At 38.3% G+C, this 23,771-nt stretch carries 22 protein-coding genes; 15 read left to right on the forward strand and 7 right to left on the reverse strand.

What is annotated here, in order from left to right:
- On the forward strand, positions 1–2,798 hold a 2,798-nt coding region (locus LQ201_RS05295; protein ID WP_230146609.1), incomplete at its 5' end, for an RHS repeat domain-containing protein.
- 10 nt (positions 2,799–2,808) lie between these two features.
- A complete protein-coding gene (locus LQ201_RS05300) occupies positions 2,809–3,291 on the forward strand; it encodes a hypothetical protein (protein ID WP_230139822.1) in 483 nt (160 codons plus the stop codon).
- Between the two features lie 117 nt (positions 3,292–3,408).
- On the opposite strand, the gene LQ201_RS05305 is transcribed toward LQ201_RS05300, so the two are convergent.
- The gene (locus LQ201_RS05305; RefSeq protein ID WP_230139823.1) at positions 3,409–3,597 is read right to left on the reverse strand and encodes a hypothetical protein; all 189 of its coding nucleotides are present in this window, start codon (positions 3,595–3,597) and stop codon (positions 3,409–3,411) included.
- Between the two features lie 147 nt (positions 3,598–3,744).
- On the opposite strand from LQ201_RS05305, the gene LQ201_RS05310 reads away from it, so the two are divergent.
- The 3 genes from LQ201_RS05310 to LQ201_RS05320 are packed head-to-tail and all read left to right on the forward strand — an operon-like array spanning position 3,745 to position 5,393.
- Positions 3,745–4,056 carry a hypothetical protein gene (locus tag LQ201_RS05310; RefSeq protein ID WP_230146610.1) on the forward strand — a complete coding sequence of 104 codons (312 nt, stop codon included), beginning with the start codon at positions 3,745–3,747 and terminating at the stop codon, positions 4,054–4,056.
- A 44-nt stretch (positions 4,057–4,100) separates the two neighbouring features.
- Positions 4,101–4,886, forward strand: coding sequence for an RHS repeat-associated core domain-containing protein (locus LQ201_RS05315; RefSeq protein WP_230139827.1), 786 nt, complete (start codon positions 4,101–4,103; stop codon positions 4,884–4,886).
- On the forward strand, positions 4,887–5,393 hold the full coding sequence (locus LQ201_RS05320; protein ID WP_230139829.1) for a hypothetical protein: 507 nt from the start codon (positions 4,887–4,889) through the stop codon (positions 5,391–5,393).
- 97 nt (positions 5,394–5,490) lie between these two features.
- On the opposite strand, the gene LQ201_RS05325 is transcribed toward LQ201_RS05320, so the two are convergent.
- Positions 5,491–5,799 (reverse strand): helix-turn-helix domain-containing protein, encoded by a 309-nt coding sequence (locus LQ201_RS05325; protein WP_256449174.1) that lies wholly within the window; start codon positions 5,797–5,799, stop codon positions 5,491–5,493.
- A gap of 153 nt (positions 5,800–5,952) precedes the next feature.
- Between LQ201_RS05325 and LQ201_RS05330 the strand changes: the two genes are divergently transcribed.
- Positions 5,953–6,450, forward strand: coding sequence for a hypothetical protein (locus LQ201_RS05330; protein ID WP_230139831.1), 498 nt, complete (start codon positions 5,953–5,955; stop codon positions 6,448–6,450).
- Positions 6,451–7,153: 703 nt separating this feature from the next.
- Positions 7,154–7,594 carry a hypothetical protein gene (locus tag LQ201_RS05335; protein ID WP_230139839.1) on the forward strand — a complete coding sequence of 147 codons (441 nt, stop codon included), beginning with the start codon at positions 7,154–7,156 and terminating at the stop codon, positions 7,592–7,594.
- Between the two features lie 484 nt (positions 7,595–8,078).
- On the opposite strand, the gene LQ201_RS05340 is transcribed toward LQ201_RS05335, so the two are convergent.
- The 3 genes from LQ201_RS05340 to LQ201_RS05350 all read right to left on the reverse strand — a co-directional run bounded on the left by LQ201_RS05340 (position 8,079) and on the right by LQ201_RS05350 (position 10,964).
- Positions 8,079–8,579 carry a hypothetical protein gene (locus LQ201_RS05340; RefSeq protein ID WP_230139843.1) on the reverse strand — a complete coding sequence of 167 codons (501 nt, stop codon included), beginning with the start codon at positions 8,577–8,579 and terminating at the stop codon, positions 8,079–8,081.
- A gap of 445 nt (positions 8,580–9,024) precedes the next feature.
- Positions 9,025–9,768, reverse strand: a complete 744-nt coding sequence (locus tag LQ201_RS05345) for a hypothetical protein (RefSeq protein WP_230139845.1) — start codon at positions 9,766–9,768, stop codon at positions 9,025–9,027.
- Between the two features lie 215 nt (positions 9,769–9,983).
- Entirely contained in the window at positions 9,984–10,964 is a 981-nt protein-coding gene (locus LQ201_RS05350; RefSeq protein ID WP_230139846.1) for a GlxA family transcriptional regulator, read from the reverse strand.
- A gap of 159 nt (positions 10,965–11,123) precedes the next feature.
- On the opposite strand from LQ201_RS05350, the gene LQ201_RS05355 reads away from it, so the two are divergent.
- Positions 11,124–11,618, forward strand: coding sequence for an SRPBCC domain-containing protein (locus LQ201_RS05355; RefSeq protein WP_230139848.1), 495 nt, complete (start codon positions 11,124–11,126; stop codon positions 11,616–11,618).
- Positions 11,619–11,683: 65 nt separating this feature from the next.
- Here the strand turns inward: LQ201_RS05355 and LQ201_RS05360 are convergent, their stop codons facing one another.
- A complete protein-coding gene (locus LQ201_RS05360) occupies positions 11,684–12,049 on the reverse strand; it encodes a helix-turn-helix domain-containing protein (protein ID WP_230139850.1) in 366 nt (121 codons plus the stop codon).
- An 11-nt stretch (positions 12,050–12,060) separates the two neighbouring features.
- Entirely contained in the window at positions 12,061–14,004 is a 1,944-nt protein-coding gene (locus LQ201_RS05365; RefSeq protein ID WP_230139852.1) for an LTA synthase family protein, read from the reverse strand.
- A gap of 244 nt (positions 14,005–14,248) precedes the next feature.
- Here LQ201_RS05365 and LQ201_RS05370 point away from each other — a divergent pair, with 244 nt between their 5' ends.
- From LQ201_RS05370 to LQ201_RS05400, 7 genes are all read left to right on the forward strand, one after another.
- The gene (locus tag LQ201_RS05370; protein ID WP_230139860.1) at positions 14,249–14,872 is read left to right on the forward strand and encodes an HD domain-containing protein; all 624 of its coding nucleotides are present in this window, start codon (positions 14,249–14,251) and stop codon (positions 14,870–14,872) included.
- 55 nt (positions 14,873–14,927) lie between these two features.
- Positions 14,928–15,605, forward strand: a complete 678-nt coding sequence (locus LQ201_RS05375; protein ID WP_230139862.1) for a response regulator transcription factor — start codon at positions 14,928–14,930, stop codon at positions 15,603–15,605.
- The gene (locus tag LQ201_RS05380; protein WP_230139864.1) at positions 15,602–16,855 is read left to right on the forward strand and encodes a HAMP domain-containing sensor histidine kinase; all 1,254 of its coding nucleotides are present in this window, start codon (positions 15,602–15,604) and stop codon (positions 16,853–16,855) included. The genes LQ201_RS05375 and LQ201_RS05380 overlap by 4 nt, the downstream gene beginning before the upstream one ends.
- 386 nt (positions 16,856–17,241) lie before the next feature.
- A complete protein-coding gene (locus LQ201_RS05385) occupies positions 17,242–18,054 on the forward strand; it encodes a phosphatase PAP2 family protein (RefSeq protein ID WP_230139866.1) in 813 nt (270 codons plus the stop codon).
- 37 nt (positions 18,055–18,091) lie between these two features.
- Positions 18,092–19,339 carry a TolC family protein gene (locus LQ201_RS05390; RefSeq protein ID WP_230139868.1) on the forward strand — a complete coding sequence of 416 codons (1,248 nt, stop codon included), beginning with the start codon at positions 18,092–18,094 and terminating at the stop codon, positions 19,337–19,339.
- A 2-nt stretch (positions 19,340–19,341) separates the two neighbouring features.
- Positions 19,342–20,268 carry an efflux RND transporter periplasmic adaptor subunit gene (locus LQ201_RS05395; protein ID WP_230139870.1) on the forward strand — a complete coding sequence of 309 codons (927 nt, stop codon included), beginning with the start codon at positions 19,342–19,344 and terminating at the stop codon, positions 20,266–20,268.
- Between the two features lie 2 nt (positions 20,269–20,270).
- On the forward strand, positions 20,271–23,294 hold the full coding sequence (locus LQ201_RS05400; RefSeq protein WP_230139876.1) for an efflux RND transporter permease subunit: 3,024 nt from the start codon (positions 20,271–20,273) through the stop codon (positions 23,292–23,294).
- Positions 23,295–23,771 lie beyond the last annotated feature (477 nt).

Here is a 23,771-nt window from a genome sequence, read left to right on the forward strand (position 1 = left end):
GTGAAGCCTGGCAGATCAGCGGGGGGCATACTATAAAGGCAGCGTACGGCACGAACCTTGAAAACGAGGTGAAGCTTTGGGTAATCAATGGTACTGATAATGGCGCAGCAGCAACGGTTTACGGACCAGGCAAACTGTACAAAACCATCAGTAAGGACGAAAACTGGGTACCAGGCGACCTGAAAGCGGGTACTACAGAAGAATTCAAGGATTTTGAAGGCCGCCTAGTGCTGAAACGGATCTGGGAAACAGATGGCAAAAGCCTCAGCACCTATTATGTTTATGATGACCTGGGCAGCCTGCGTTATGTGTTGCCCCCAGCGGTAAACGAGAACGGACAGGCCGCGCTAAACAGCTTTGATGAAACCCAAACCGTTTTCGATCAGTTTATCTACGGCTGCCGTTACGATGGCCGCAAAAGACTTGTCGAGAAAAAGATCCCCGGCAAGGGCTGGGAGTTTATGGTATACAATAAACTCGACCAGGTGGTGATGAGCCAGGATGCCAACCAGCGTGGTAAAAGCCCACAGGAATGGAATTTTGTTAAATATGATGCCTTTGGCAGGGTCGTGATCAACGGCCGGTATATTGACGATTTACATAACGGCCAGTCTGGAACCAATTATAGGGTTTCTTATCAGGATATCGCAGACGTAACTGCTGCCTATGAAAAGCGTGATGCAGCAAATACACAGACCGGTTATAGCAACGATGCCATCCCACAGGGCGGTATCGGCGATTATTACGTACTGAACTATTACGATGATTATGATTTTCCGGGCAACAGTTTTGGCCTCCCTACAGGCAGCCAGGCTCCGGCAGCACGCACCAAGAGCCTGCTTACGGGCAGCAAGGTGAAAAACCTGGGTACCGGAGCGATGTTGCTTACGGTAAATTACTACGATCTTGAAGGACGAGTAGTACAGAGCAAGAGCGAACACCACCTGAACGGTACCGATGTGGTAGACAATACCTACAGCTTTGTTGGTGAGCTTACCGCCAGCACCCGCACGCACACCGCAAATGGAACGGCAACAACAGTAGTCAACCGTTACGAATACGACCATATGGGCCGTAAAATCGCTACTTTTGAAAACATCAACAGCCAGGGAGAGGTGGCGCTGAACCACCTGGAATACAACGAGATCGGGCAGCTGAACAAAAAGAACCTGCATAACGATACCCAGGCGACTACTTTTGCTTATAATGAGCGCGGCTGGATGAAGAACAGTACATCCGATCAGTTCAATATGGAACTGAAATATAACGATGGCACTTTACCACAGTTCAATGGCAATATTTCCGGTCAGAGTTATACCAACGGTGCATCAAATGCTTTCAGTTATAGCTACGATAAGCTGAACAGACTGACAAATGCTACAGCAGGAAATAATCTCGGAGAAGCTATTGCTTATGATGTAATGGGCAATATTACCAGTTTGACCCGAGATAATTTTGGCACGAATAATTATACGGTTTACGAAGGCAACAGGCTTAAAACGATCAGCGGTTTTACCAATAGCAATTATGATTATGATGCCAACGGCAACCTGAAGAGTGACAGTCAAAAGAATATTACTTTAGGTTACAATTTCCTCAACCTGCCACAAACAGTAAGCGGAAGCCAGAACCTGAATTATACCTACAGTGCAGCTGGTGCAAAACTGAAAAAACAGAATGGAGCAACTACTACTGATTATGTTGGGGGCATCCAGTACACCAATGGAAATATAGATTTTATCCAGACGGAAGAGGGGATTGCGCGCAATAGCACAGGAAGTTACAGTTATGAATATAACCTGAGCGACCATCTGGGCAATGTGAGGGCTACTTTCTATAAAAACCCCAATACTGGACAATTAGAGGTACTGCAACGCGACGACTACTATGCATTTGGACTGAGAAAAGACCCAGTTGCAAAAGCGGGGCTTAACAAGTATCTTTATAATGGCAAGGAGTTGCAGGAGGAGTTAGGGCAGTACGATTACGGCGCTAGGTTCTATGATCCGGTAATAGGTAGGTGGAATGTGGTGGATCCTTTGGCGGAGAAGATGCGGAGACATTCCCCTTATAATTATGGTTTCAACAACCCCATAAGGTTTGTGGACCCTGATGGAATGATGGCAGTACCGCCATCTGATTTTTACGATGAAAAATTTAACCTTATTAAACGTGTTGAAGATGGATCAAACGCTATTTATCAGATTGCAGGAACAGGAACAGGAAAATATTATGAGTTTATAGGTGTCAATGGCTCTGAAAATGATCCAGATGCTTCCCCAAATTTGCAGACATTGATTCAAGAAGGACAAAACCTAAATAATTCTAATTCTGCGTTAGAGCCTGGCCCTAATTCAAAACCTACTTACTGTAATTTTGCGACACAAAATATTATGAAATCTGTTGCTTCGGCAACAGACCCTGGGTTTAGTATAAAAATGAACAATGATCAGTTAATAACTGGCAGAGCTAATGATATGGCACCGAAATTAGATGCTTCAGGTGCTTATGTAGCAACAGATAAATCATTTGCAATGGACGTAGCTAAAAATGGAGGGTTGGCTGTTATCTCTTATATAAATCCCAAAGCGGGGCATAGTGGACATGTGGTAACGCTAAGTGTAGGGGATAATTTGGCTAAAGGAGAGGTTGCAAATGTTGGTGTGAGTAATGGGTTTAAATCCATTAAAGAAGTTTTTGGAAATAAGCCAGTAAAATATTTTATCTTAAATCCAAATATCCAACCACAACTGAAAAATCAGAATCAGTTTGGGACATGGCCACCAAGTGGATTTTAATTATTAACAGATGAAAAAAAATATTTTTTATGTAGTATTATCGTTTTTTAGTGTTTTTGTTAGCGATGCTTTTTCGCAAAAAATTACTAACAAGACAATAATTGGCGTTTGGCAAGTTTCAACGCCTAAAACAGGATCAGCTTTGTTGGCTAATTATAATTTTTTTTCCAATGGAAAGTTTATTTATAAATTTGATGGATACGACGATAGGACGAGGATATTAAGTGTCGAGGGTACTTATAAATTATTAGGGAATAGGCTATATCTATACATACAATCTAGAACAGAAATTATTGGAGGTAGTTTGGTTCAAGGGGCTATGGGCTTTCAAAAAGAGGAACTTGTACTGGAGGGGGGGAAGAGTATTAAAGTTCCTCAAACTTCAAAAGAGCCTGTTGAAATAACAATTGAAAAATGTAAAGCAAGCGGTGCCATAGAATGTATGAAACTTCAAAACAATACATATTATCGGGTTTCTAAAGTTCCGGAATAACCTTCGTTATAGTAAAGCAAAGCCCGGCAATTTTTACATTGTAAAAATTGCCGGGCTTTGCTATTTCTTGAGTAGTCCAAGTTTGAGAAGTCTATCTTTAATGGCTCCATAAGTCCGTTAATGTAGTTTGGCAAGTTGTGTAATCTTGATGCCATCGTTGAAACGTTGCGCCAGCAATGCATCTTCTTCTACACTCCAGGCTAAACCCTGGTTTCCTTTTTTGGCTAGGGCTTCGAGTTGATCAATGGCGAAGAATAATGCCCTGATGATTTCGGGCTGGTTGTATGGGCTATCTGCAGAAAACACTTTTCCCGTTATAGGGTCGGTGCCGGCGGCTAAAGCCTAGAGAATCCTACCTGGTTTTATCGTCTCACTAAGACCAAATTTATATGATATCTTGCCGCAGATCAATGGCAAGTGACCACATATTGAATAATCTCAACCATAATGGGGTTGAAAGCAATAAGCGGTTTTACCAATAGCAGTTATGATTATGATGCCAATGGCAACCTGAAAAGTGACAGTCAAAAGAATATTACCTTAGGTTACAATTTCCTCAACCTGCCACAAACAGTAAGTGGAAGCCAGAATCTGAGCTATACTTACAGTGCAGTAGGAAAAAACAGAGCGGAGGAACTGCTACCGATTATGTGGATGGTATTCAATATACCAATGGAAGCATCGATTTTATCCAGACAGAAGAGGGAATTGCGCGTAACAGTAATGGCAGTTACAGCTACGAATATAACCTTAGTGATCATTTAGGCAATGTGCGGGCTACTTTTTATAAAAACCCAACAACAAACCAGTTGGAGGTACTGCAACGTGATGACTATTATGCATTTGGGCTCCGTAAAACAGGACTTGCAGGGGCAAACAATAATAAACATCTTTACAACGGCAGGGAGTTGCAGGAACAACTGGGAAAATACGATTGCGCGGCAAGGTTCTATGATCCTGAAATTGCCAGGTGGACAAGTGTTGATCCGCTGGCGGAGAAGTATCAACTTTTATCACCATACGCTTACGTTGCGAATAATCCATTAAGGTTCATTGATGAAGATGGGCGCGAAATTGTTATTCCAACGATGAAAGGTGATTTGACTTACAGAAATGGTCAGTTGTATCAAGAAAATGGTAAAGTATACAAAGGAAAAGATGCGTTTGTTACAAAAACATTAAGTGCATTACAGACATTAAGCAAGTTGAAAGATCCTACAGTGAAGTCGGTCTTAAAGACGCTTGAAACAAGTAAAGAGAAGGTTTCCTTTGAAGCGGGGTATGATGGGGGTATAACATATCCCGAAGATCCTTCAGCTGTAAACGAAGGTAAAAGCACAGGGTCAATTATTTCTTTAGATTATACTGTTAAAGGAGAAGATGGAAAGACTGTAGAATCCGAAATTCTTGTAGGCCACGAGTTGTCTCATGCATATGATAATTTAAAGGGAAATAATAAAGGTGAGGCGAATACAAAGTCTTCCGCTTCAAAAAAAGGAGAAATACGAGCTGTTAAATTTGAAAATAAGATAAGGAAGGAAGAGGGTAAAAAAGAAAGAACCACTTATGGCGGAGTGCCAATAAAAAACAAATAAATGAAATATTTACTTCTATTTTCATGGCTTATATGCAATGTTCACACTCAAAACCCTTCAAAGGAAAGTTTCGTTAAAGCATTGTATGCTAATCCTAAGGCTCGATTTTATATAGTAATACCCACTCAAAAAAATCAAAATCCTTACGATTATTATTTAGCTACAAATAATGAACTGTATCGATATTACTTAAAAAATAAAAATGCTTTAAGCTATAGGGATTTTATTTATAAGCTAATTGAAAAGAAAATATCATATAGTAATTTGACTTCAAAAGATTATAGCTCTTTTATTAAGGGAAACGTACTCATAATGAAAGAATATCAAAAATATGGACTTAGTCACATTAAGCGGAAATACCTAAAGCGAATAGGCAACGAGTGGAGGAATACCACATCCGACCCAAGTGTGAATAATACTGTGATTAAAATAATGGTTGACAACTATTACATAGCTTATTATTCAGGATACTCAGGATTCTATTCCTTTAAAGAACAAATTGAGTAGAGTGTTAGTGTCACCTCCCGGCTAAGCATTCCGCTTGGCCGAAATAAGGGAATTACTGTAGAAAGCAAAGCCTGGCCATGCGCCGGGCTTTTGTTGTTTAATGAGCGTAAGCCTTACCGGTTTTAGCATCGCGGATAATGGCGTTAGCCAGGAAAATGAGTTTATCTTTAACAGCGGGTTCGAGTTCCTCGATCTCATCAATCAGTTTTAAGGTCTGTTTGTCAAAAGCGGTCTTATCACTACCCCCAGCGAAGTAATCCAAAGATACTTCTAAAGCATCAGCGATCTTTTTAGCCACATCAACAGACGGTGAAACCGCGTTGCGCTCATAGCGCCCGATAATCTCGCGGGAAACGCTCGCCTCCTTAGCCAGGTCTGCTTGTGATATCTTTTTTGCCTTACGTATTTAGGTTTAGGAAATGACTCTTTAACAATGTATTTTACGGGAACAAATTGGAGCGCAACCACATTGAGTGCAACTGCTGCAGTCGCGAGCGTATCACTGAGGCATATACAATGGATTATTATACAAATGAATTCTTAAAACCAAAGAAATAATATGATTTACGAATCTAATATTGCATTAAATAGCTTGATTTTAGATGAGAAAAAAAGATTAAAACGCGGATTGTTCTTTGGTATAATCTTATTTTTGATAAGCGCAATTTATGGCTTTTTAGTAGCTGGGAAAGTTTTTGATCTAGTTTTTGTTTTTTGCGAAATAATTATCCTGATTATTCTGTTATGCTTACAATATTCTCAAATAGTACCTAACGGAAATCTGATCAACATTACTGCCAAAAATATAATGTTTGGAGAGAAGGAAATTGTTGTAGAAACATTTCCTTTTTATGTCCCTTTTTGGATTAATAGAGATTCTAAGAGATTTTCTTTTAGTATGAACGATTTTAAAATTAATAAGACATCATATCCAGTGACCAAAATTTTTGACCTTAAAAATAGAGCTATCAAATTAAGTGATGGTGAAAAGTATGTCCTTATTATAGTTGATTATTTTGAAAAAGAGATTGCTGATAGATTAACCAACTTGTCTTAACGTCTTAAATTTATAAATTAGACACTATCCCCTCGCTGGCGCATGTCTGTGGTGTGAGAAATGAATAAAATTGTAGCAAAGCCAAGTAGAAATGTTGGGCTTTGCTTATTTAGGATGCTCCATCCAATAGGCGCAACAGCTTGATTTCGGAGAATAATAAATACCCCTAATTTGGCCTTAGCGTCTTGCTAAGGCCAAATTATAAATTAAACACTTTCCCTTCCACAAGCAGAGATCAGCTGAATTTGCATATGACATATCGAAACAAACTATTATAACTAATGAATGGACAATAGAATAAATTTGTTCAATCAATTATAAACGCTACAATTGGGGGCAGATAAGATGTAATGGGAATATTTAAACAGCAATTTTGGCAATAATAATTTGTTTAGTTTTTCCTTATGGATTATCAACATTTACTCATGAAAATATTAATTTCTTTTATTGGATTGGAGCACGCATATTCATAATTGTTGCCCTTCCTGCTATATTTGTTCACTTGAATTGCTAGGGGTATCTATAGATTTTAAAGCTATTGTTAGGAAAAGTGTGAATGCTGGTTCAGTTTTTAAAGGCCATTTTAGTTCCGTATTGCTCAATAATTAGACACCAACAGCAAAGAGAAGCTTGGCCGGCAGATATATGAATGATCAATATCCCATTACCTCTGGTCTGGTTAATTACCTTTTAAAATAACGCTATGAAAAACATAATCTATTTTTTAGCAGGACTAATATTTGTATCAATCGGATTGTTTTATTTTAATTGGAATAGAAATAGGTTAAATAGATTAGCTTTTGAAAACTTGAATTTGCAAGTCATAGGGGTTGTATATAAAATTGATAAGGTTAAAGGTTATAATGGTTTTGGTGTTGCAAATTTGAGGGTGTTAAAATCTAACGTTAAAATGTATGACCCACGCTCAAAAAATGAATATTATTATTGTATGCTTAAGAATGATAGGGCCGAAATATATGACATTCACGTCCGCGCTATGTCATTGGGAGATACTATAAAAATTGATACCAAAAAGAAAGTAATTTTTTATGTTAATGAGGGCAGAACAGAAGAAGGGACTATTATTGTCAATACCGACGATAGTTTTTATAATTATATAAAAAAGCATCACCAAAAACTTTAGTATCTGTTGTTTTAGATATCTCACAGGCCCTCGCTGGTGCGCATATGAGCGCATGAAGAATGATAGAATTGTGGCAAAGTCCGGCAAAGATCTTGGAGTTGAAATGGTATTAAAAACTATTGTTTCGTATATGTATTTAATAATAGCATTGCAGCTAAAAAGTATTATGAAAAAAGGTGTGTTATTCGGGAATTCGGATTATAAAACCAGCCCGGATATTGAATAAATGCAGGTTTTTGAACCAAGTTCGAATCCCAGCGATCACAGAAATCCAAAACCATCTTTATTTAGCATAGAGGTGGTTTTCTGTTATACTGTAATTCTGCTATGCTTATAATTAAATAAAAAAACATTTCCTGTTAGAATCCTTTCGTGTCAAACCTATCGAACACATGGTGGCGGTTTCGATAAAACGACCAAAAGGTTTGAAAGATTGTAGAAGAATTCTCCACCTCTATTGCCAAGGTGCTGTTATAGGGCGTTATTAATATTTAAGTTCAAGTTCGTTAACTTCCTTGTTTATCTTTATCCACTCAACTCTTTTTTCTATGTCGTTTGGAACCTCACTTACAATCATAAAGAATGGTGTCAAATAGAGAACTTCAACGGTCCGCTTGTTGTAACCAAAAGATCCAACGTCTAGCATTTGAAATTCTACAGTCTTAAAACCTAGATGCCTATTTTGATATAAGACTGTCTGCGTTCGCCAAGCACTAGCTGGTAGAGATATAAATTTCATAGGACCAACAATCATAATTAAGATAAAAATAGTTGCCGGAAATATCGTTCCAATAATTTTTTGAACTTTGGTCTTAAGGAAAAGGGAGTTTCCTACTAATACCAAAGGTGTTCCAACTAAAAGTCCAAGATAAATGAACGACTTTATGGCTTGACTTTTAATGTCAAAACTGGTCAATTCGTCCAACAGAAAAACAGCAACTATTAATCCGTAGATTATGTTTGATATTTTGATTTTTCTTGTCAAGTTGTTGTTGTTTTATGATGCCCTAAACATTCTTATATCAACCATAAACATTCTCCAATGAAGCTATAAGTTTTGTATAGGAGCTATAGATTTGCTGGTTTTGCATTGCTAATATATTAAATTGTAGATCATCGTAAGGATTTTTTTATTTATTCATAATTTTGGTACTCGTGTGCCAATTTTTGTCGTTTTGCTACCGCTAGTCCTTAACAATATTGTGTATTCCGCAAATAAGTTCCACTTTCCAATAAATGTGTAGCGTAGTTTAGATAATTACGGACACTCTGGCTAGTAAATCAAATGATTGTATGTTTTTTGCTTGTAGAAAAAGCCAAATTTGCACTAATCCGTTTGCCGATTATATCAAATGAAGAAGAATTGAAGTCTTATAAACAATTATTTTGACAGACTGTTGAAAGGCTGGCGCATCAAGGCAAAGCTTTATTTATCCTTTTATCAACGCTTTTAAAAACGTTTGCATCGCTTCAGACCTTCCGAGCGGTTCTAAAAGGAAAATGAATAAATTCACCCCTACGGCGAGCCAGGTAGCTGGATGTTTAAGTTTTTCATACTTCCAGGCGCCCAATAACAGCATACCGATGATTAATATTTGGGTATAATAAATGGGAGTCATGATATTTATATTGGGCCATTCCTTCATATGAATACCAATATATACGCCTTGTATTCCACGCCCAAGGGCGGGCATCATGATGAGGAATACGGTAGTTATTAGCCACCAAGCATGGTTTTCGATATCTTTTCTATGAATAATGCTTTTAATAATCGCAAAGGCGAATGCAGTCATCATTACAATTTCAACCGCTGCTACTCCAAAGAAGAACCATTGTTGAAATGGTCCAAATCGTTCCGGTAATGCCAATGCTTTTTCTGTCGTTACTATATCCCTGTTCATCATACTTAAGGCAGTTAAACATACACCACCAGCGATGAACATACCTATGATTCCATTTGTTCTATGCCTGCTGATTTGTCCATGCGTTGCATAATACGGTTGGAGTATTAAATAAAGATACCAGATGGTGCCTGTCCAATAATGGATGTGAACTGACCAGGCATTGTCTGAGAAATCGCCCCAGTAGTCTTTAAAAATACCAAGTTGCATGAAAATCATTGGTATAAGCATCCATAGGTATAAGGATTTATACTTATTAATTGCAGTAGCCATGTATTAATAAAGGTTAGTTTGGTTTATTTAGATGGTCATTAAAGCTTTGTTGCTTGGCAAATGGGAGGGCACTTATTAAAGGTATCGAAAAAAAAGAAAAAAAGCATGATGTTGATTTATGCAGGATAAGCTTTTTAACCTTTTATATTGGATAATTTATAAGTATATATCAATTAATTAATCATCAGGTAGCAAGAGCGTATTACCTGATGATTTTACATTACCATTTCCTTGTTGTACCGATTTCGATATTCCAATGGAGAAACTCCTGTAATTTTGCGAAATACCTCTCTAAAAGCTTTTACATCCGCATAACCCACCTCATACATTACTTCATTAACGGTTTTTCTGGTGCTTTCTAAAGCCTTTTTAGCCGATTCTATTTTAGCGCGTTGCAAATATTCTATTGGTGTATTTCCCGTTGCCTTGATAAATCTTCTATCAAAACTTCTCCTGCCAACCGCAAACTTGGTAGATAAGTCTTCTACAGATATTTTTTGTTGCAGGTGGTTTTCGATATAATATTGTGCTTCTTTTACCATTTCATCGCCATGCAGTTTTTGCCCTTTAAAAATAATAAAGGTCGATTGGCTTTGCCTGTCCATCTCAATTTGGAAAACCTTTGAACAGAAAATGGCTGTTTGTCTGTCGAAGTATTTTTCAACCAGATAAAGAAGGAGGTTTAAGAAAGAATATGCTCCTCCATTGGTATAAATGCCATTTTCATCAGTAATCAGTTTATCAGGCTGTAAATTTACCTTTGGAAACATTTTACTAAAATTATCAGCTACAATCCAATGAGTAGAACAGGTTTTTCCGTCTAATAAACCAGTTGATGCCAATAGGTATGCACCGGTGCAAACGCTCGCTATTTCGGCGCCGTTTTTATACTGCGCGGCAATCCATCCGATTAGTTCTTTGTTTCCTTCCATTGCCTGTTGGTAGTTGTGATTTAAAGAGGGGATAATCACAAGGTCGGTTTTGGTTATAGTTGAAATATGTCTGTGCGGTTTCACCGAAAACAAACCATCATAAAAATCGACGGCTTTGGAAATACCTGCCAACTCAATTTTGAATAACTGTGTTTTGCCGTTTTCCTGCCAATAGGCATTAGCCCTGCTTAGTATTTTGTACGAACCAACAATACTACTTAAGTTGTTCGGGCCGTCGGGTACAAGGATGGTAATGTGTTTCATCTTAATCGTTTTAAATCAATCTATTTTTCTTATAAAGATAAAACTTAAAGCTGTCCAAATCAACCCGCTACAATGTCTATTTTACACCCTGTTTGCAATGCATATTGCAGTTAACTTTGTTTTATATTAATCAATCTTAAATTAAACAATAGCAGAACCATGGAAAAGCAAGATTTTACAGCCACCATTTTGGTAGATCAAAGTCCGAATGAAGCATTTAATGCAATTACCAATGTTAGCGGATGGTGGTCGGAAGCCATTGAAGGAGCTACCGATATCATTAACGCCGAATCCGTTTATCATTATAGAGATATTCATTACTGTAAAATGAAATTAATAGAAATTATTCCAGATCAAAAAGTAGTATGGCTGATATTGGATAACTATTTTAAGTTTACAACCGATAAAAGCGAATGGATTGGTACGAAGTTGGTTTTTGATATTACTAAAAGAGGCGAACAAACCGCTGTAACATTTACACACGAGGGCTTGGTACCGCAGTACGAATGTTATGAAATTTGCAGGGAAGCCTGGACTAACTACATAAAAGAAAGCTTGTATAAGTTGATTACTACAGGAAAGGGAGAGCCAAATCCTAAGGAAAATGATGGATTTAATACCGAATTGGCAAAAAAGTGGAAACTGGAAGCCTAATAATAACTGCAGCCAGTTCATCAAAACTGAACTTGCTGCAGTTAAAAGCTAAATTAAATTTATTGTTAGTGTTTCCGAAGATTTTCTAGTGTGCCAATAATCTTCTTTTGGCTTTTAATGGTTTCTTCGTAAAGTTCGAGCAATTTATTTTTTTCTTTGATTAAATTTTTAAGCTCATTAAGCTCCTCATCACTTTGGGCAAGGATATCGATTTCAAATTGAGCCAGGTCTTCATCTTTGCGGTAGTATTCGAAAAAATTAATACCAAGCGCAATAGAGATCCTTGTTAATAAATTGGTATCTACCGAGGTCGATTTAAGTAAAGTATCTACCCGGTGTTTGCTAACACTTATTTTTTCGGCTAGTTGGTCTCTACTCATCGATTTTGCTTTCATTTCTTTCCAGACCAGTAACCCAATATTTATGCCCATGGTTAAATTTATTAGGGTTTCTTTTTAGACTCAAAACCGTACAAGCCATTTTGGTAGAGGTACGATGCCATCTGGTAATTGGATATAGCCTCATTAATCAATTTCTGATCTGCTGGTATGGCTACAGCATTTCCGTTAGTAAAATCGGGTTTGTAAGTAGTTGCTTTTTTATTCGGATCGAGAATAACCAGTTTATTATTTTTAATGTAGCCTAAACTCTGGTAGGTGCTTATAAATGCCCTTTCTTCGCTATCTCTCATTTTAAATACATCCTGACCGAAAAACTTACTGTCGTAACTGAAATTCAGGTAACCCAAAATGGTTGGGCCGATATCAATCTGTGCGGTAAGTTTTTCAAATTTGCCTGGGGCAATATGCCCTGGGCTATAAAAAATCATTGGGATATGATATTTATCTACCGGTAACTGTACTTTACCGGCACTCGAAGCACAATGATCAGCAACAATAACAAATAAGGTGTTCGAAAACCAAGGTTTCTGTTTTGCTTCCCGTATAAACTTACCAATAGCGTAATCGGTATATTTAACTGCGCCTTCTCTGCCGGTGTGTGATGGAATATCAATCCTCCCCTCGGGGTAAGTGTACGGACGGTGGTTCGAAACCGTCATAATCTGTGCGAAGAAGGTTTTTTTGTCTTTATAATCTTTATCCAGTTCGCGTAACGAAAGTGTAAATAAATCTTCATCAGCAACACCCCAGATATTTGAATAATGGATTTCTGAATCCTGAAGGGAGCTCCTGTCCGTTACCTGGTAACCGTTGTTGGAAAAGAACTCGTTCATATTATCGAAATACCCATAACCGCCATAAATAAACCTGCTATTGTAGCCTTTCGAACGAAATATGCTACCTAAAGTGAATAAGTTTTTATTATCCGGACGTTTAACGATCGATTGCCCAGGGGTAGGTGGGATGCAAAGTGAAAGTGCTTCTAAACCGCGCACCGTACGCGTTCCCGAAGCGTATAAATTGTTAAAGAGCAAGCCTTCTTTTGCAAGCGAATCGAGTTGGGGCGTAATATGCTGTGTATTGCCAAATGCAGATAAGAATTCAGCGCTTAAGCTCTCTACGCTAATCAGCACAACATTCATTTTGTTTTCAATGCCTGCATTATTGATGGTTCTGGATGTATTTTTAAATGCTCCGTTTTTGGCAGTAGAATCTTGTTGAAGCAAATTGCTCAGAATAGATTCGGCATTTTTAATCGGGAGGATTTTGTAAAAAGTATTGTAATCGAGCTGATTGTTCCAAAATGCAAATCCAAAATCGTACATGCCATTGCCCGAAAGCTCATTTACATATTGATTTTTACTGTGGTATTTCCATCTATGGCTCACCCCAAAATAAGTAAGAACAGGCAGGCACAAAAGAATCAAGGCAATTATGGTTCGTTTGCCGAAACTGATTTTATTGGCGGCAGATGTTGTGATAGGTTTTCTTAAAAGATAAACGATTAATGCTGTGATGATGACCAAGCCTACCATAATGCTGTTGATCGGGTACGATTGGCGAATATTTCCAATAACTTCTGTGGTATACACCAGGTAGTCGACAGCTATAAAGTTATAACGCACTGAAAATTCTTCCCAGAAGAACCATTCTGAAATGGCATTGAAAATCAGCGTGAAAACAACAAAGAAAAAATAAATGAACAATAATACTTTATTGAATTTGCTGGCATACCATTTAGAAGGAAGCAACCATAGGTAAATTACAATCGGAATTACCGCAAAAGATGCAGCAGCAAGGTCATAAAACAGACCAATAACCAGGATTTTAAGGAGATTCAGTATCGACCAATCAACACCAGATGCGCTATAAATTAATAAAGCAAGTCTCGTAATCAACGATATGCTGCACAATAGCGCAGTGACTAAAAGAACTGTTCCAAATCTATGACGGAGTAATTTATTTGTTTTTTCTTTAATGCTCATATTAATGATGATTCCAGAGTTTGAAATTAACTTGCCAAACTTTGTAGTTGGCGAATGTAGGTTTCAATTCTGAAGGAATTCTGAAGGTTTGGTTAGTGCCTAAAGGTATCATTTAAGTATTACAGTTAACAATTTATTAATATAATGGAAATAAACAGGTTTCCAGGTCTTGGTAACAGAAATTCATGCTACAGTTTTTCTTCAGAATTGATAAATACCATTGTACTATTTATAAGATTGATAAATGGAAAGAGAGCAGGAAATATTGCTAAAAAAGGTTGAAGCCTTTGTTAAAGAACTTTTTGAAAAGGAGCTGCCAAAAAGCATGTACTTTCATAGCTTTGAGCATACCTTGTTAGTGGTAAAGGGCGTTAAAATTATTGGTAAGCAAAATGGTGTGAGTGAAAATGAATTGCTGACGCTTATTTTGGCTGCCTTTTTACATGATGTGGGCTATACTAAACAATATACCGGCCATGAACTGGCCAGTGTCAAAATTGCTTATGAATTTTTACTGGAAAGTGGTCTTAAACGCGATCAGATAGAAGTGGTAAGCAACTGTATTCTCGCTACAAAATATCCCCAACTACCAAACAACGATTTGGAGAAAATTATATGCGATGCCGATTTCTATCATTTTTCCCTTCCAAACTATATCGCTTTTGCCGCCAGGTTGAAAAGAGAATGGGAAGAAAACCTTCGTTTGGTATATAGTGACATGGAATGGGATGCAATCAATCTCAAAATGCTTGTAGGGCATGAATACTTTACCACCTTTGGTAAACAGACATTGCAGAAGAAAAAAAATCTGAACATAGAAAAATTGATACAGCGGTTTTACCTAACTGGTTTGGAAAGGCATTTTTAATTTTCCGGTTTTAATGATTACTTTATGTCCAACTAAATAACAAAATGATTAAGCAATGAAAATTTTAGTCATTGAAGATGAACAGGCTTTACTAGAGAGTATACTTGCCTATTTTACTGGAGAAGGCAACATTTGCGAGCATGTTTCAGATTTTGCTGCTGCCAACGAGAAAATATCACTTTATAGTTACGATTGTATTCTATTAGATTTGGGCTTGCCTGGTGGCGAAGGACTGGAATTATTAACCAAGCTTAAACAACTGAAAAAAAGAGATGGTGTACTCATTATTTCCGCGCGCCATTCTTTAGATGACAAACTTGCAGGGCTCGATCTTGGTGCTGACGATTATTTGGTTAAGCCTTTTCATTTGTCAGAACTTAAAGCACGTGTAAGTGCTATTATCCGCAGGAAAAATTTTGATGGTGACAATGTTATTCATTTCAACGAGATCACTGTAGATGTTTCAGCAATGAAAATTAATGTAAAAGGCAATCAGGTAATACTCACCAAAAAAGAGTTCGATCTGCTGGTATATTTTCTTTCTAACCGCAATAAAGTGGTTACTAAAAATGCTATGGCCGAGCATCTCTGGGGTGATGAAATGGATTTATCGGATGATTTTGATTTTATTTATACTCATGTAAAGAATCTCCGTAAAAAACTACTCGAAGCTGGATCAGCTGACTATCTTCGTTCTGTTTATGGAATTGGCTATAAATTTGGCGATATATGAAACTCTCCAACCGTTACAACAAGGCAAATATTTTGACCTCTATTGTTGTATTAATCATTACAGGGATTATTTATTATGTCGTAATCCATTTTATTTTAACCGAAAAATTAGATCGCGATTTAGCTGTTGAAGAAAATGAAATTAACCAGTATGTAAACACTTTTCATAAACTTCCGCTGCCTGCAAGTTATCTCGATCAACAGATATCTTATAAAACACTAAGTGGGATTATTTCTGAAAGAGAATTTCTAAATACAATTTATTTTAACCCAAAAGAACGTGAAAACGAACCTGGGAGAAGTCTGATTACGGTTGTACACTTAGGGGGTAAGACCATTGAGGTAACCATAACTAAATCGAGGGTAGAATCAGAAGACCTTATTAGAATCATTCTTTTGATAACACTCGGAATTACGGTTGTTTTACTTTTATCCTTATTGCTGATTAACCGATTTGTACTGAGCAGCCTTTGGCGTCCCTTTTATTCTATTTTGAATCGGATGAAAGCTTTCGAAGTAAGCCGAATGGATACTATTGAACAAGAGCCAACTAAAATTGATGAGTTTAACGAGCTTAATAAGTCTGTAAATGCAATGGCCGAAAGGGTACGGCAAGACTATAAGGAACTTAAAAGCTTTACCGATAACGCCTCGCACGAAATGATGACTCCATTAGCTGTAATTAATTCTAAATTAGATTCTTTGCTGCAAACAGAGTCGTTTACCGAGCAGCAGGGTGCATTATTGGAAGATATTTATCATGCTACAGGCAGACTATCAAGATTGCATCAATCACTGTTATTGTTGGCCAAAATTGAAAACAACCTGATTCCCGATTTTCAGAACATCGAACTCAAAGAAATGGTAGAGGCAAAGACTCGCCAGTTTCAGGAATTATTGGAAAAAGACAGACTGATCCTGACAAAAGATCTTGCCCCGGTTGAGGTTAAAATGAGTCGATACCTTGCTGATGTTTTGCTAAACAATCTCTTTAGCAATGCCGTACGGCACAATGTAAGTGGTGGGCACATTCTTATTAAACTCAATCAGCAGGGCTTAACCATTTCCAATTCAGGAAACCCTGGTCATCTGCAAACCAAAATATTCGATCGTTTTTCAAAATCTGTGGAGTCTGAAGGCATGGGGCTTGGGTTAGCCATAACCAAACAGATCTGTAACCTTTATGGCTTTTGTATTGATTATCACGAAGAAAGTGATGAACATGTTTTTACTGTTTATTTTGGTGATTAACCAGCTCATTTTTTTTGCATCGTCATATTGAAATTGTTTCACTGTGTTAATGGGTGTTACCACCTGTCACTATCGATTACCCATACAGAAAGTCATTACTGAAGAAAGGGGATAAGATAAAGGAGGTGAAGCAATCCTACAGCGCCTAACATTTTCTGCGTAGATCAGCGCTATCTGCGGGAGGCTTAAGATGAAGCATTTTGTCATATTTTTTTATTGCCCGCAGATTTGAGAAGATTCCCGAAGACCTTTAGGTGTGATGCGTATTACCACCTTTCGCTATTGATTACTTCATACAAGCATCCATTTTAAAAAAATAATTTCATTCACTCATAACTTCAGGATTCCTCCACAATTCGATTATAGTTTTGATTAAAATTTAAACTATGAAAAGGTTTTTAGGGGTGCTGTTGATAATGGGTAGTTACAAAAGTCAAACTTATGCTGCTACAGATATTAAGTACACTCAAAATATAGATTCGGTTAAAAATATCCCTACAGATTCTCTAGGGCGATGGTACACTGGTCATCCGATTCCAAAAAGAAAGTTTCAGGCGGCGGCATTTATTGCACCAGTTTTACTTGCTGGTTATGGTTTTGCCGCTGTTTACGATCATGGTGCATTAAAACAACTTGATGTAAGTACCAAAGCAGAATTACAGGAAGACCATCCTTTATTTGCAGCTCATGTTGATGACTATATCCAATTTGCACCTGCTGCTGCAGTATACGCACTTAATTTGTCGGGTATAAAAGGCAAGCATAACTTATTTGATGCTTCGATGTTATATGTCACCTCCGCTGCAATTATGGGTGTTTCTACTCATTTTGTAAAACAGGGCGTAGGTAGAGCGCGACCAAATGGAAATGGAGAAAATTCTTTTCCCTCCGGGCATACCGCATCTGCATTTATGGCGGCAGAATTTCTACACCAGGAGTATAAAGAGGTTAACCCATGGATTGGCTATGCCGGTTATTTTGTCGCCACCGCCACCGGAACATTGCGGATGTACAACAACAAACACTGGTTTAGTGATGTGGTGGCAGGTGCTGGATTTGGGATTGCTTCTACAAAGATATCCTACCTTGTTTATCCATATATCAAAAGCCTTTTTACCACAAAAAAAGATGGGAATTTTACGTTTATGCCTTTCCATCAACAAGGTAGCACGGGTTTAATGCTTTCGGGCAGATTTTAGTATTGTGCCATATTTTTTGAGTTGAAATCATCCAAAAATGAATATAAAGTTTAAATACCTGATTTTATGCCTGTTTACTTTTTGGGTAATGGGAGCAGCAGCCCAAGTCCCGTCAAAAAGTCTCGATTATTATTTAAAACAGGTTGAATTTACAAGTCCGGTACTTAAAGATTTTCAGAACCAACAACGTTCTGCAGGGATAGATAGTTTGATTGTTCGGGCTACCGGAGGGCCGCAGGTTACAGCCAGTTCTACGGGGATGTATGCGCCAATTGTGCATGGTTATGGTTACGATGAAGTGCTTACCAATGGACAGGCGCTGGAGGCTTTGCTAAACGTAAATTACGACCTGTTGAACAGAAAACGGATCAATAACCAGCTCGAGGGGATTAAAATCCAAAGCGATTCCATTAAATATGCAGGGCAACTTTCACTATATGATTTGCAAAGATCTATTGCCGATCAATATATTCTAGCCTATGCCAGTCAAGAGCAGGTAGATTTTAATCGGGAAGTGGTTACGCTGCTCCAACAAGAAGAAGCACTGCTTAAAAAATTAACCAGAAGCAATATTTACAAACAATCAGAGTATTTAACTTTTCTGGTTACCTTACAACAACAGCAACTGGTAGTAAAACAGGCCGAACTGCAGTTTAAAAATGATTATGCCACGTTAAACTATTTAGCAGGCATTGCCGATACCATACAGGTTAAGTTAACCGATCCCCAATTGCAGACCGCCAGCACCTCGATGGATCGAGGCTTTTTTAACAAACGTTTTGATATCGATAGTTTAAAAAACAGCAATCAAAAAAACGCGATCAACTTCAACTATAAGCCCAAACTTGGGGTGTACGCAAATGGGGGTTATAATTCTTCATTTGTATTGCAGCCATATAAAAATTTTGGGGCAAGTATTGGTTTTACTTTTTCTGTTCCGATTTACGATGGCCATCAGAAAAAAATGCAGTATAATAAACTCAGTCTTTCTGCTAAAACCATATCCGGTTATCGCGATTTTTTTGTCCGCCAGCAACAACAACAGCTAAACCTGATCCGTCAGCAGATTAACCAGACTGAGGCACTCTTTCCAAAAATTGATGAGCAGATCCGTTTTAGCAAGGGTTTGATCGAGGTAGACAGCAAATTGATGCATACCGGTGATTTAAAAGTGGCCGATTTTGTTATTGCAATCAACAATTATATGGCCGCTCAAAATTTATTACGCCAAACAAATATTAACCGTTTAAAACTGATCAACCAATTTAATTACTGGAACCGATAATCATGAATAGCTATCTAAAATTAATGTGTAGTGGTATTGCCACGCTGTTTGTTTTTTCGGGATGTAATCATTCGGCCCCTGCAGAAACTGTAGATGAGCCTTCGCCAATTACACCTGTTCAGGTGACTACTGTTCGAGATAGTTCTCTTTCAGAATTTGTGGAACTTTCGGCGGTTTCGGCCTATCTGGAGAAAAGTTTTGTAAAGGCAAATATCAACGGTTATGTAGAAAGTACCCAGGCCATATTGGGCAAGCAGGTGGGGAGCCATCAACTGTTGTTTAGTTTAATCACCAAAGAAGCAAAATCGATTGGCAATAGCGTAAATAAGCTAGATGCCGGGTTTAAATTTTCTGGTATATCCAATATCAGGGCAGATCAGGCCGGAACAATTATCCAGGTAAATCATCAGAAAGGAGATTATGTGCAGGATGGGGAAGCTTTGGCTACCATCAGCAACGGCAATAGTCTTGTTTTTCTGCTCGATCTGCCTTACGAATACAATCAGCTGATTAATCAGAATAGAAGCCTGGTTATCCTCCTACCGGATGGAACCAAAATGACCGGAACAGTTTCAGGAACAATGCCTGCTGTAGATTCATCTGCACAGACCCAACGTTATATCCTTAAAGTGGGAGCAGGTAAAGATATTCCTGAAGGTTTGATTGCGAAAGTGAGGTTAACGAAAGTAAACCATGCACGGGCCCAAATATTGCCAAAATCGGCGGTATTGGCCAACGAGACCGAAGATGAGTTTTGGGTAATGAAGCTGATCAACGATTCAACAGCGGTAAGGATAAAAGTGAAAAAAGGCATCGAAAACCAAAATACAATTGAAGTGCTCGATCCTAAATTTTCGAAAACCGACCGGATTATTACGGCTGGCAATTATGGAATAGCCGATACCGCCAAAGTTAAAATCCAGAAGTAGCCATGAACAAGTTTTTCATTTCTCATAAAAACCCAATCCTAGCGGTATTGCTCATTATAATGGTTGGCGGAGTATATGCTTTCAGTCAGCTAAAAACAGGGCTTTTTCCAGAAATTACTTTTCCAAAGATCAAAATTATTGCCGATGCAGAATTACAGCCGGTTGATAAGATGGTGGTTACGGTAACGCGGCCTTTAGAAAATGCGGTAAAACAGGTACCCGATCTTCAATTGGTTAGAAGTACTACCAGTAGGGGCAGTTGCGAGCTTTCAGCATTTATGAACCCCGGTGCCGATATCGATCTGAGTCAGCAGCGCATAGAATCGCAGATTGCCAAAATTAGTGCTTCGTTGCCGACTGGGGTTAATATTTCGGTAGAGAAGATGAATCCGTCTATCCTTCCGGTAAGTGGCTACAGTTTAGAAAGCCACAATTACTCATCTGCTGAACTGAAAAAAATTGCAACCTATACCGTAAAACCCTTTCTTTCGCAGGTTGATGGCGTTTCTGAGATTCGCGTAATTGGCGGTAAGAGCAAAGAGTACTGGCTGGAGTTAGATGTACAGAAAATGCAGGCGCTGGGCATTACCCCAGATCAGATAAGCAATGCACTCAGCCAAACCAATTTTATAAAATCTAACGGCTACCTCACCGATCACAATTACCTGTACCTATCTGTAACCGATGCTACTGTAAAAAACAAAAACGATCTGGAAAATCTGGTGTTGAGCAGAAAGGGTAACCGGATTATTAAGGTAATGGATGTTGCTAAGGTAAATATTCAGCAGAGTGTAGAATATACGCGCATCAATGCCAACGGGAAAGATGGAATCCTGATTGCAGTAATTAAACAGCCCAATGCCAATCTGGTTGATCTTTCTAACGAGATGTTTATCAAAGTAGAACAATTGAAACGCATCCTACCAGCAGGCGTGAGCGTTAAACCTTATTACGTACAGGCCGATTTTGTAAACGAATCGGTAAAAAGTGTACGCGACAGTTTATTAATCGGTTTGGCATTGGCCATTTTGGTGGCTATTGTTTTTCTGAGATCGTTCAAAGCAAGTGTTACCATTTTAATCACCATCCCGGTTACGCTTTGTTTAACCATAATTGCACTATATTTTATTGGGTATTCGCTCAATATCATGACCCTTGGCGCCATTGCAGCAGCCATAGGTTTAATTATAGATGATGCTATAGTGGTGGTAGAGCAGATCCATCGCACACACGAAGAACACCCCGAAGAATTGACCATGAGGTTATTGAGCAAGGCGGTGAGTTATCTTTTTCCGGCCATGTTAGGTTCCTCCATCAGTACCATCGTGATATTCGTCCCCTTTGTACTGATGACGGGTGTTGCAGGTTCTTATTTTCAGGTGATGACCAATACCATGATCATTACCCTGGTCTGTTCCTTCTTTGTTACCTGGATAGGTTTACCTGTGATTTATCTTTTGCTTACCCGTAAAGGGGGCAGTCATGCAGCAACCAGCAAAAAAGTAGTCGTACATGAGGTTAAACCGCAAAACTGGGTGCGTTATTTTATACAACGACCTTATATCTCGATCATATTTATGCTCGGGCTGATCGCATCGATTCTGCTCGTTTTCCCACGTTTAGAAACCGGATTTCTCCCTGAAATGGATGAAGGTAGTATTGTTTTGGATTATGCTTCACCTCCAGGTACGTCGCTTGAAGAAACCGACAGGATGCTTAAACAGGTAGAAAAGGAGATTGTTAAAATTCCAGATGTTCAGGCGTATTCGCGAAGAACGGGAACACAGATGGGTTTTTTTATTACCGAACCAAATACTGGCGATTACCTGATCCAGCTAAAGCATAATAGGACAAAAAGTACAGAAGAAGTGATCTCGGAGATCCGCACGCATATCGAAAATACGCAACCTGCATTGGTAATCGACTTCGGGCAGGTAATTGGTGATATGTTAGGCGATCTAATGAGTTCCACACAACCCGTCGAGGTGAAAATTTTTGGCAATGATCAGGAAAAACTGCAGGTTTTATCTAAAAAGGTAGCTGATCTGGTCTCGCACGTAGGTGGTACAGCAGATGTGTTTGATGGTATTGTACGCTCCGGGCCAACGGTAAATATTCAACCCAATTTTACTATGCTGGCGCAATATGGTGTTAGTCCGGTATCTTTTCAATCGCAGGTCCAAACCGCAATGCAGGGAACTTTAATTGGCGATTTATACGATAAACAACAGCTTTCACCCATCCGCATGGTTTACCCCGGAAGCAGAACTTTCAGCGTGGCCGATATCAACAAGCTTAAAATTTTCTTGCCTGATGGAACAGCGGTGCCCATTCAGCAAATGGCCAGGGTTGATCTTAAAGCAGGAATTGCCGAAGTAGCAAGAGAAAACCTGCAAACCATTGGGGTAGTTACTGCAAGGCTCGATAACCGCGATCTTGGTAGTGTAATGAAAGACCTTCAGAAAACCGTAAATACCAACGTAAACCTGCCTTCGGGTTATCATATCGAATATGGCGGTGCATATAAAGAACAGCAACAATCGTTCTCCGAACTGCTCACCATTCTTATTGCATCGAGTTTGTTGGTGTTTAGTGTAATCTTATTTCTATTCAAAGATTTTAAAATTGCCTTTCTCATTTTATTGATCTCGGTGCTGGGCATTTCAGGGAGTTATTTAGCCTTGTTTTTAACCCATACACCACTCAATGTGGGCAGTTACACCGGGTTAATCATGATTGTGGGTATTATCGGCGAGAATGCCATATTTACTTTTTTACAGTTTAAAAAATCCCTTGCCAAACAAAGTGTTGATGACGCCATAACCTTTGCTATTTCCACCCGCTTACGGCCAAAATTAATGACTGCTCTTGGGGCAATTATCGCCTTAATGCCTTTGGCTTTAGGTATAGGAGCTGGTGCACAATTGCATCAACCGTTAGCCATTGCTGTTATTGGTGGTTTTATAGTGGCCATGCCTTTACTGCTCATTGCTTTACCAAGTTTGATCAGGAGAATTTATAAATAGTAAAGAGAAGCATTGACTATTGGTTAAGCTTTTTGATAATTAATCTTTACTTATATCTATGGAGGGGATAATTGATTTATTAATCTATAAATTCTATAGGATTTATAGAATTAAATATTATATTTGCCTGCCACCTGCAAATAACGATATGAATAAATTTTACTTTCTTTCATTTTCTACCTACGCTATCCATTGTTCGAATGACCATGAATCAATGCGAATGCGTTGTTGTTGCGCGTAATTATAACTCAATGGCTTTCTAAATGGCCAAACGCTCAACAATAAAGCTTTGACTTAACTAGTCAAAAACCAAATTTACACCCTTATTATGAACCTTGCCTTATTTTACAGGACATCTCTTGTAATCATTGCTTTATCTGGTTTTTCAAGCCAGATCCGATATTACTTAACAGATACGCAGTACAAAATTCATTTGGAAAGAAATGAGCAGGCATGGTATTGATAAAGGAAAAACAA

Origin of the sequence: Pedobacter sp. Bi126, from assembly GCF_918698245.1 — a bacterium.
Classification (GTDB): Bacteria; Bacteroidota; Bacteroidia; order Sphingobacteriales; family Sphingobacteriaceae; genus Pedobacter.

What these genes read in the sequence shown, in the direction of transcription:
- LQ201_RS05300 (WP_230139822.1), top strand. Translation starts at nt 2,809, where the DNA reads ATGAAAAAAAATATTTTTTATGTAGTATTATCGTTTTTTAGTGTTTTT.
- LQ201_RS05320 (WP_230139829.1), top strand. Translation starts at nt 4,887, where the DNA reads ATGAAATATTTACTTCTATTTTCATGGCTTATATGCAATGTTCACACT.
- LQ201_RS05330 (WP_230139831.1), top strand. Translation starts at nt 5,953, where the DNA reads ATGATTTACGAATCTAATATTGCATTAAATAGCTTGATTTTAGATGAG.
- LQ201_RS05335 (WP_230139839.1), top strand. Translation starts at nt 7,154, where the DNA reads ATGAAAAACATAATCTATTTTTTAGCAGGACTAATATTTGTATCAATC.
- LQ201_RS05345 (WP_230139845.1), bottom strand. Translation starts at nt 9,768, where the DNA reads ATGGCTACTGCAATTAATAAGTATAAATCCTTATACCTATGGATGCTT.
- LQ201_RS05350 (WP_230139846.1), bottom strand. Translation starts at nt 10,964, where the DNA reads ATGAAACACATTACCATCCTTGTACCCGACGGCCCGAACAACTTAAGT.
- LQ201_RS05355 (WP_230139848.1), top strand. Translation starts at nt 11,124, where the DNA reads ATGGAAAAGCAAGATTTTACAGCCACCATTTTGGTAGATCAAAGTCCG.
- LQ201_RS05360 (WP_230139850.1), bottom strand. Translation starts at nt 12,049, where the DNA reads ATGGGCATAAATATTGGGTTACTGGTCTGGAAAGAAATGAAAGCAAAA.
- LQ201_RS05365 (WP_230139852.1), bottom strand. Translation starts at nt 14,004, where the DNA reads ATGAGCATTAAAGAAAAAACAAATAAATTACTCCGTCATAGATTTGGA.
- LQ201_RS05370 (WP_230139860.1), top strand. Translation starts at nt 14,249, where the DNA reads ATGGAAAGAGAGCAGGAAATATTGCTAAAAAAGGTTGAAGCCTTTGTT.
- LQ201_RS05375 (WP_230139862.1), top strand. Translation starts at nt 14,928, where the DNA reads ATGAAAATTTTAGTCATTGAAGATGAACAGGCTTTACTAGAGAGTATA.
- LQ201_RS05380 (WP_230139864.1), top strand. Translation starts at nt 15,602, where the DNA reads ATGAAACTCTCCAACCGTTACAACAAGGCAAATATTTTGACCTCTATT.
- LQ201_RS05385 (WP_230139866.1), top strand. Translation starts at nt 17,242, where the DNA reads ATGAAAAGGTTTTTAGGGGTGCTGTTGATAATGGGTAGTTACAAAAGT.
- LQ201_RS05390 (WP_230139868.1), top strand. Translation starts at nt 18,092, where the DNA reads ATGAATATAAAGTTTAAATACCTGATTTTATGCCTGTTTACTTTTTGG.
- LQ201_RS05395 (WP_230139870.1), top strand. Translation starts at nt 19,342, where the DNA reads ATGAATAGCTATCTAAAATTAATGTGTAGTGGTATTGCCACGCTGTTT.
- LQ201_RS05400 (WP_230139876.1), top strand. Translation starts at nt 20,271, where the DNA reads ATGAACAAGTTTTTCATTTCTCATAAAAACCCAATCCTAGCGGTATTG.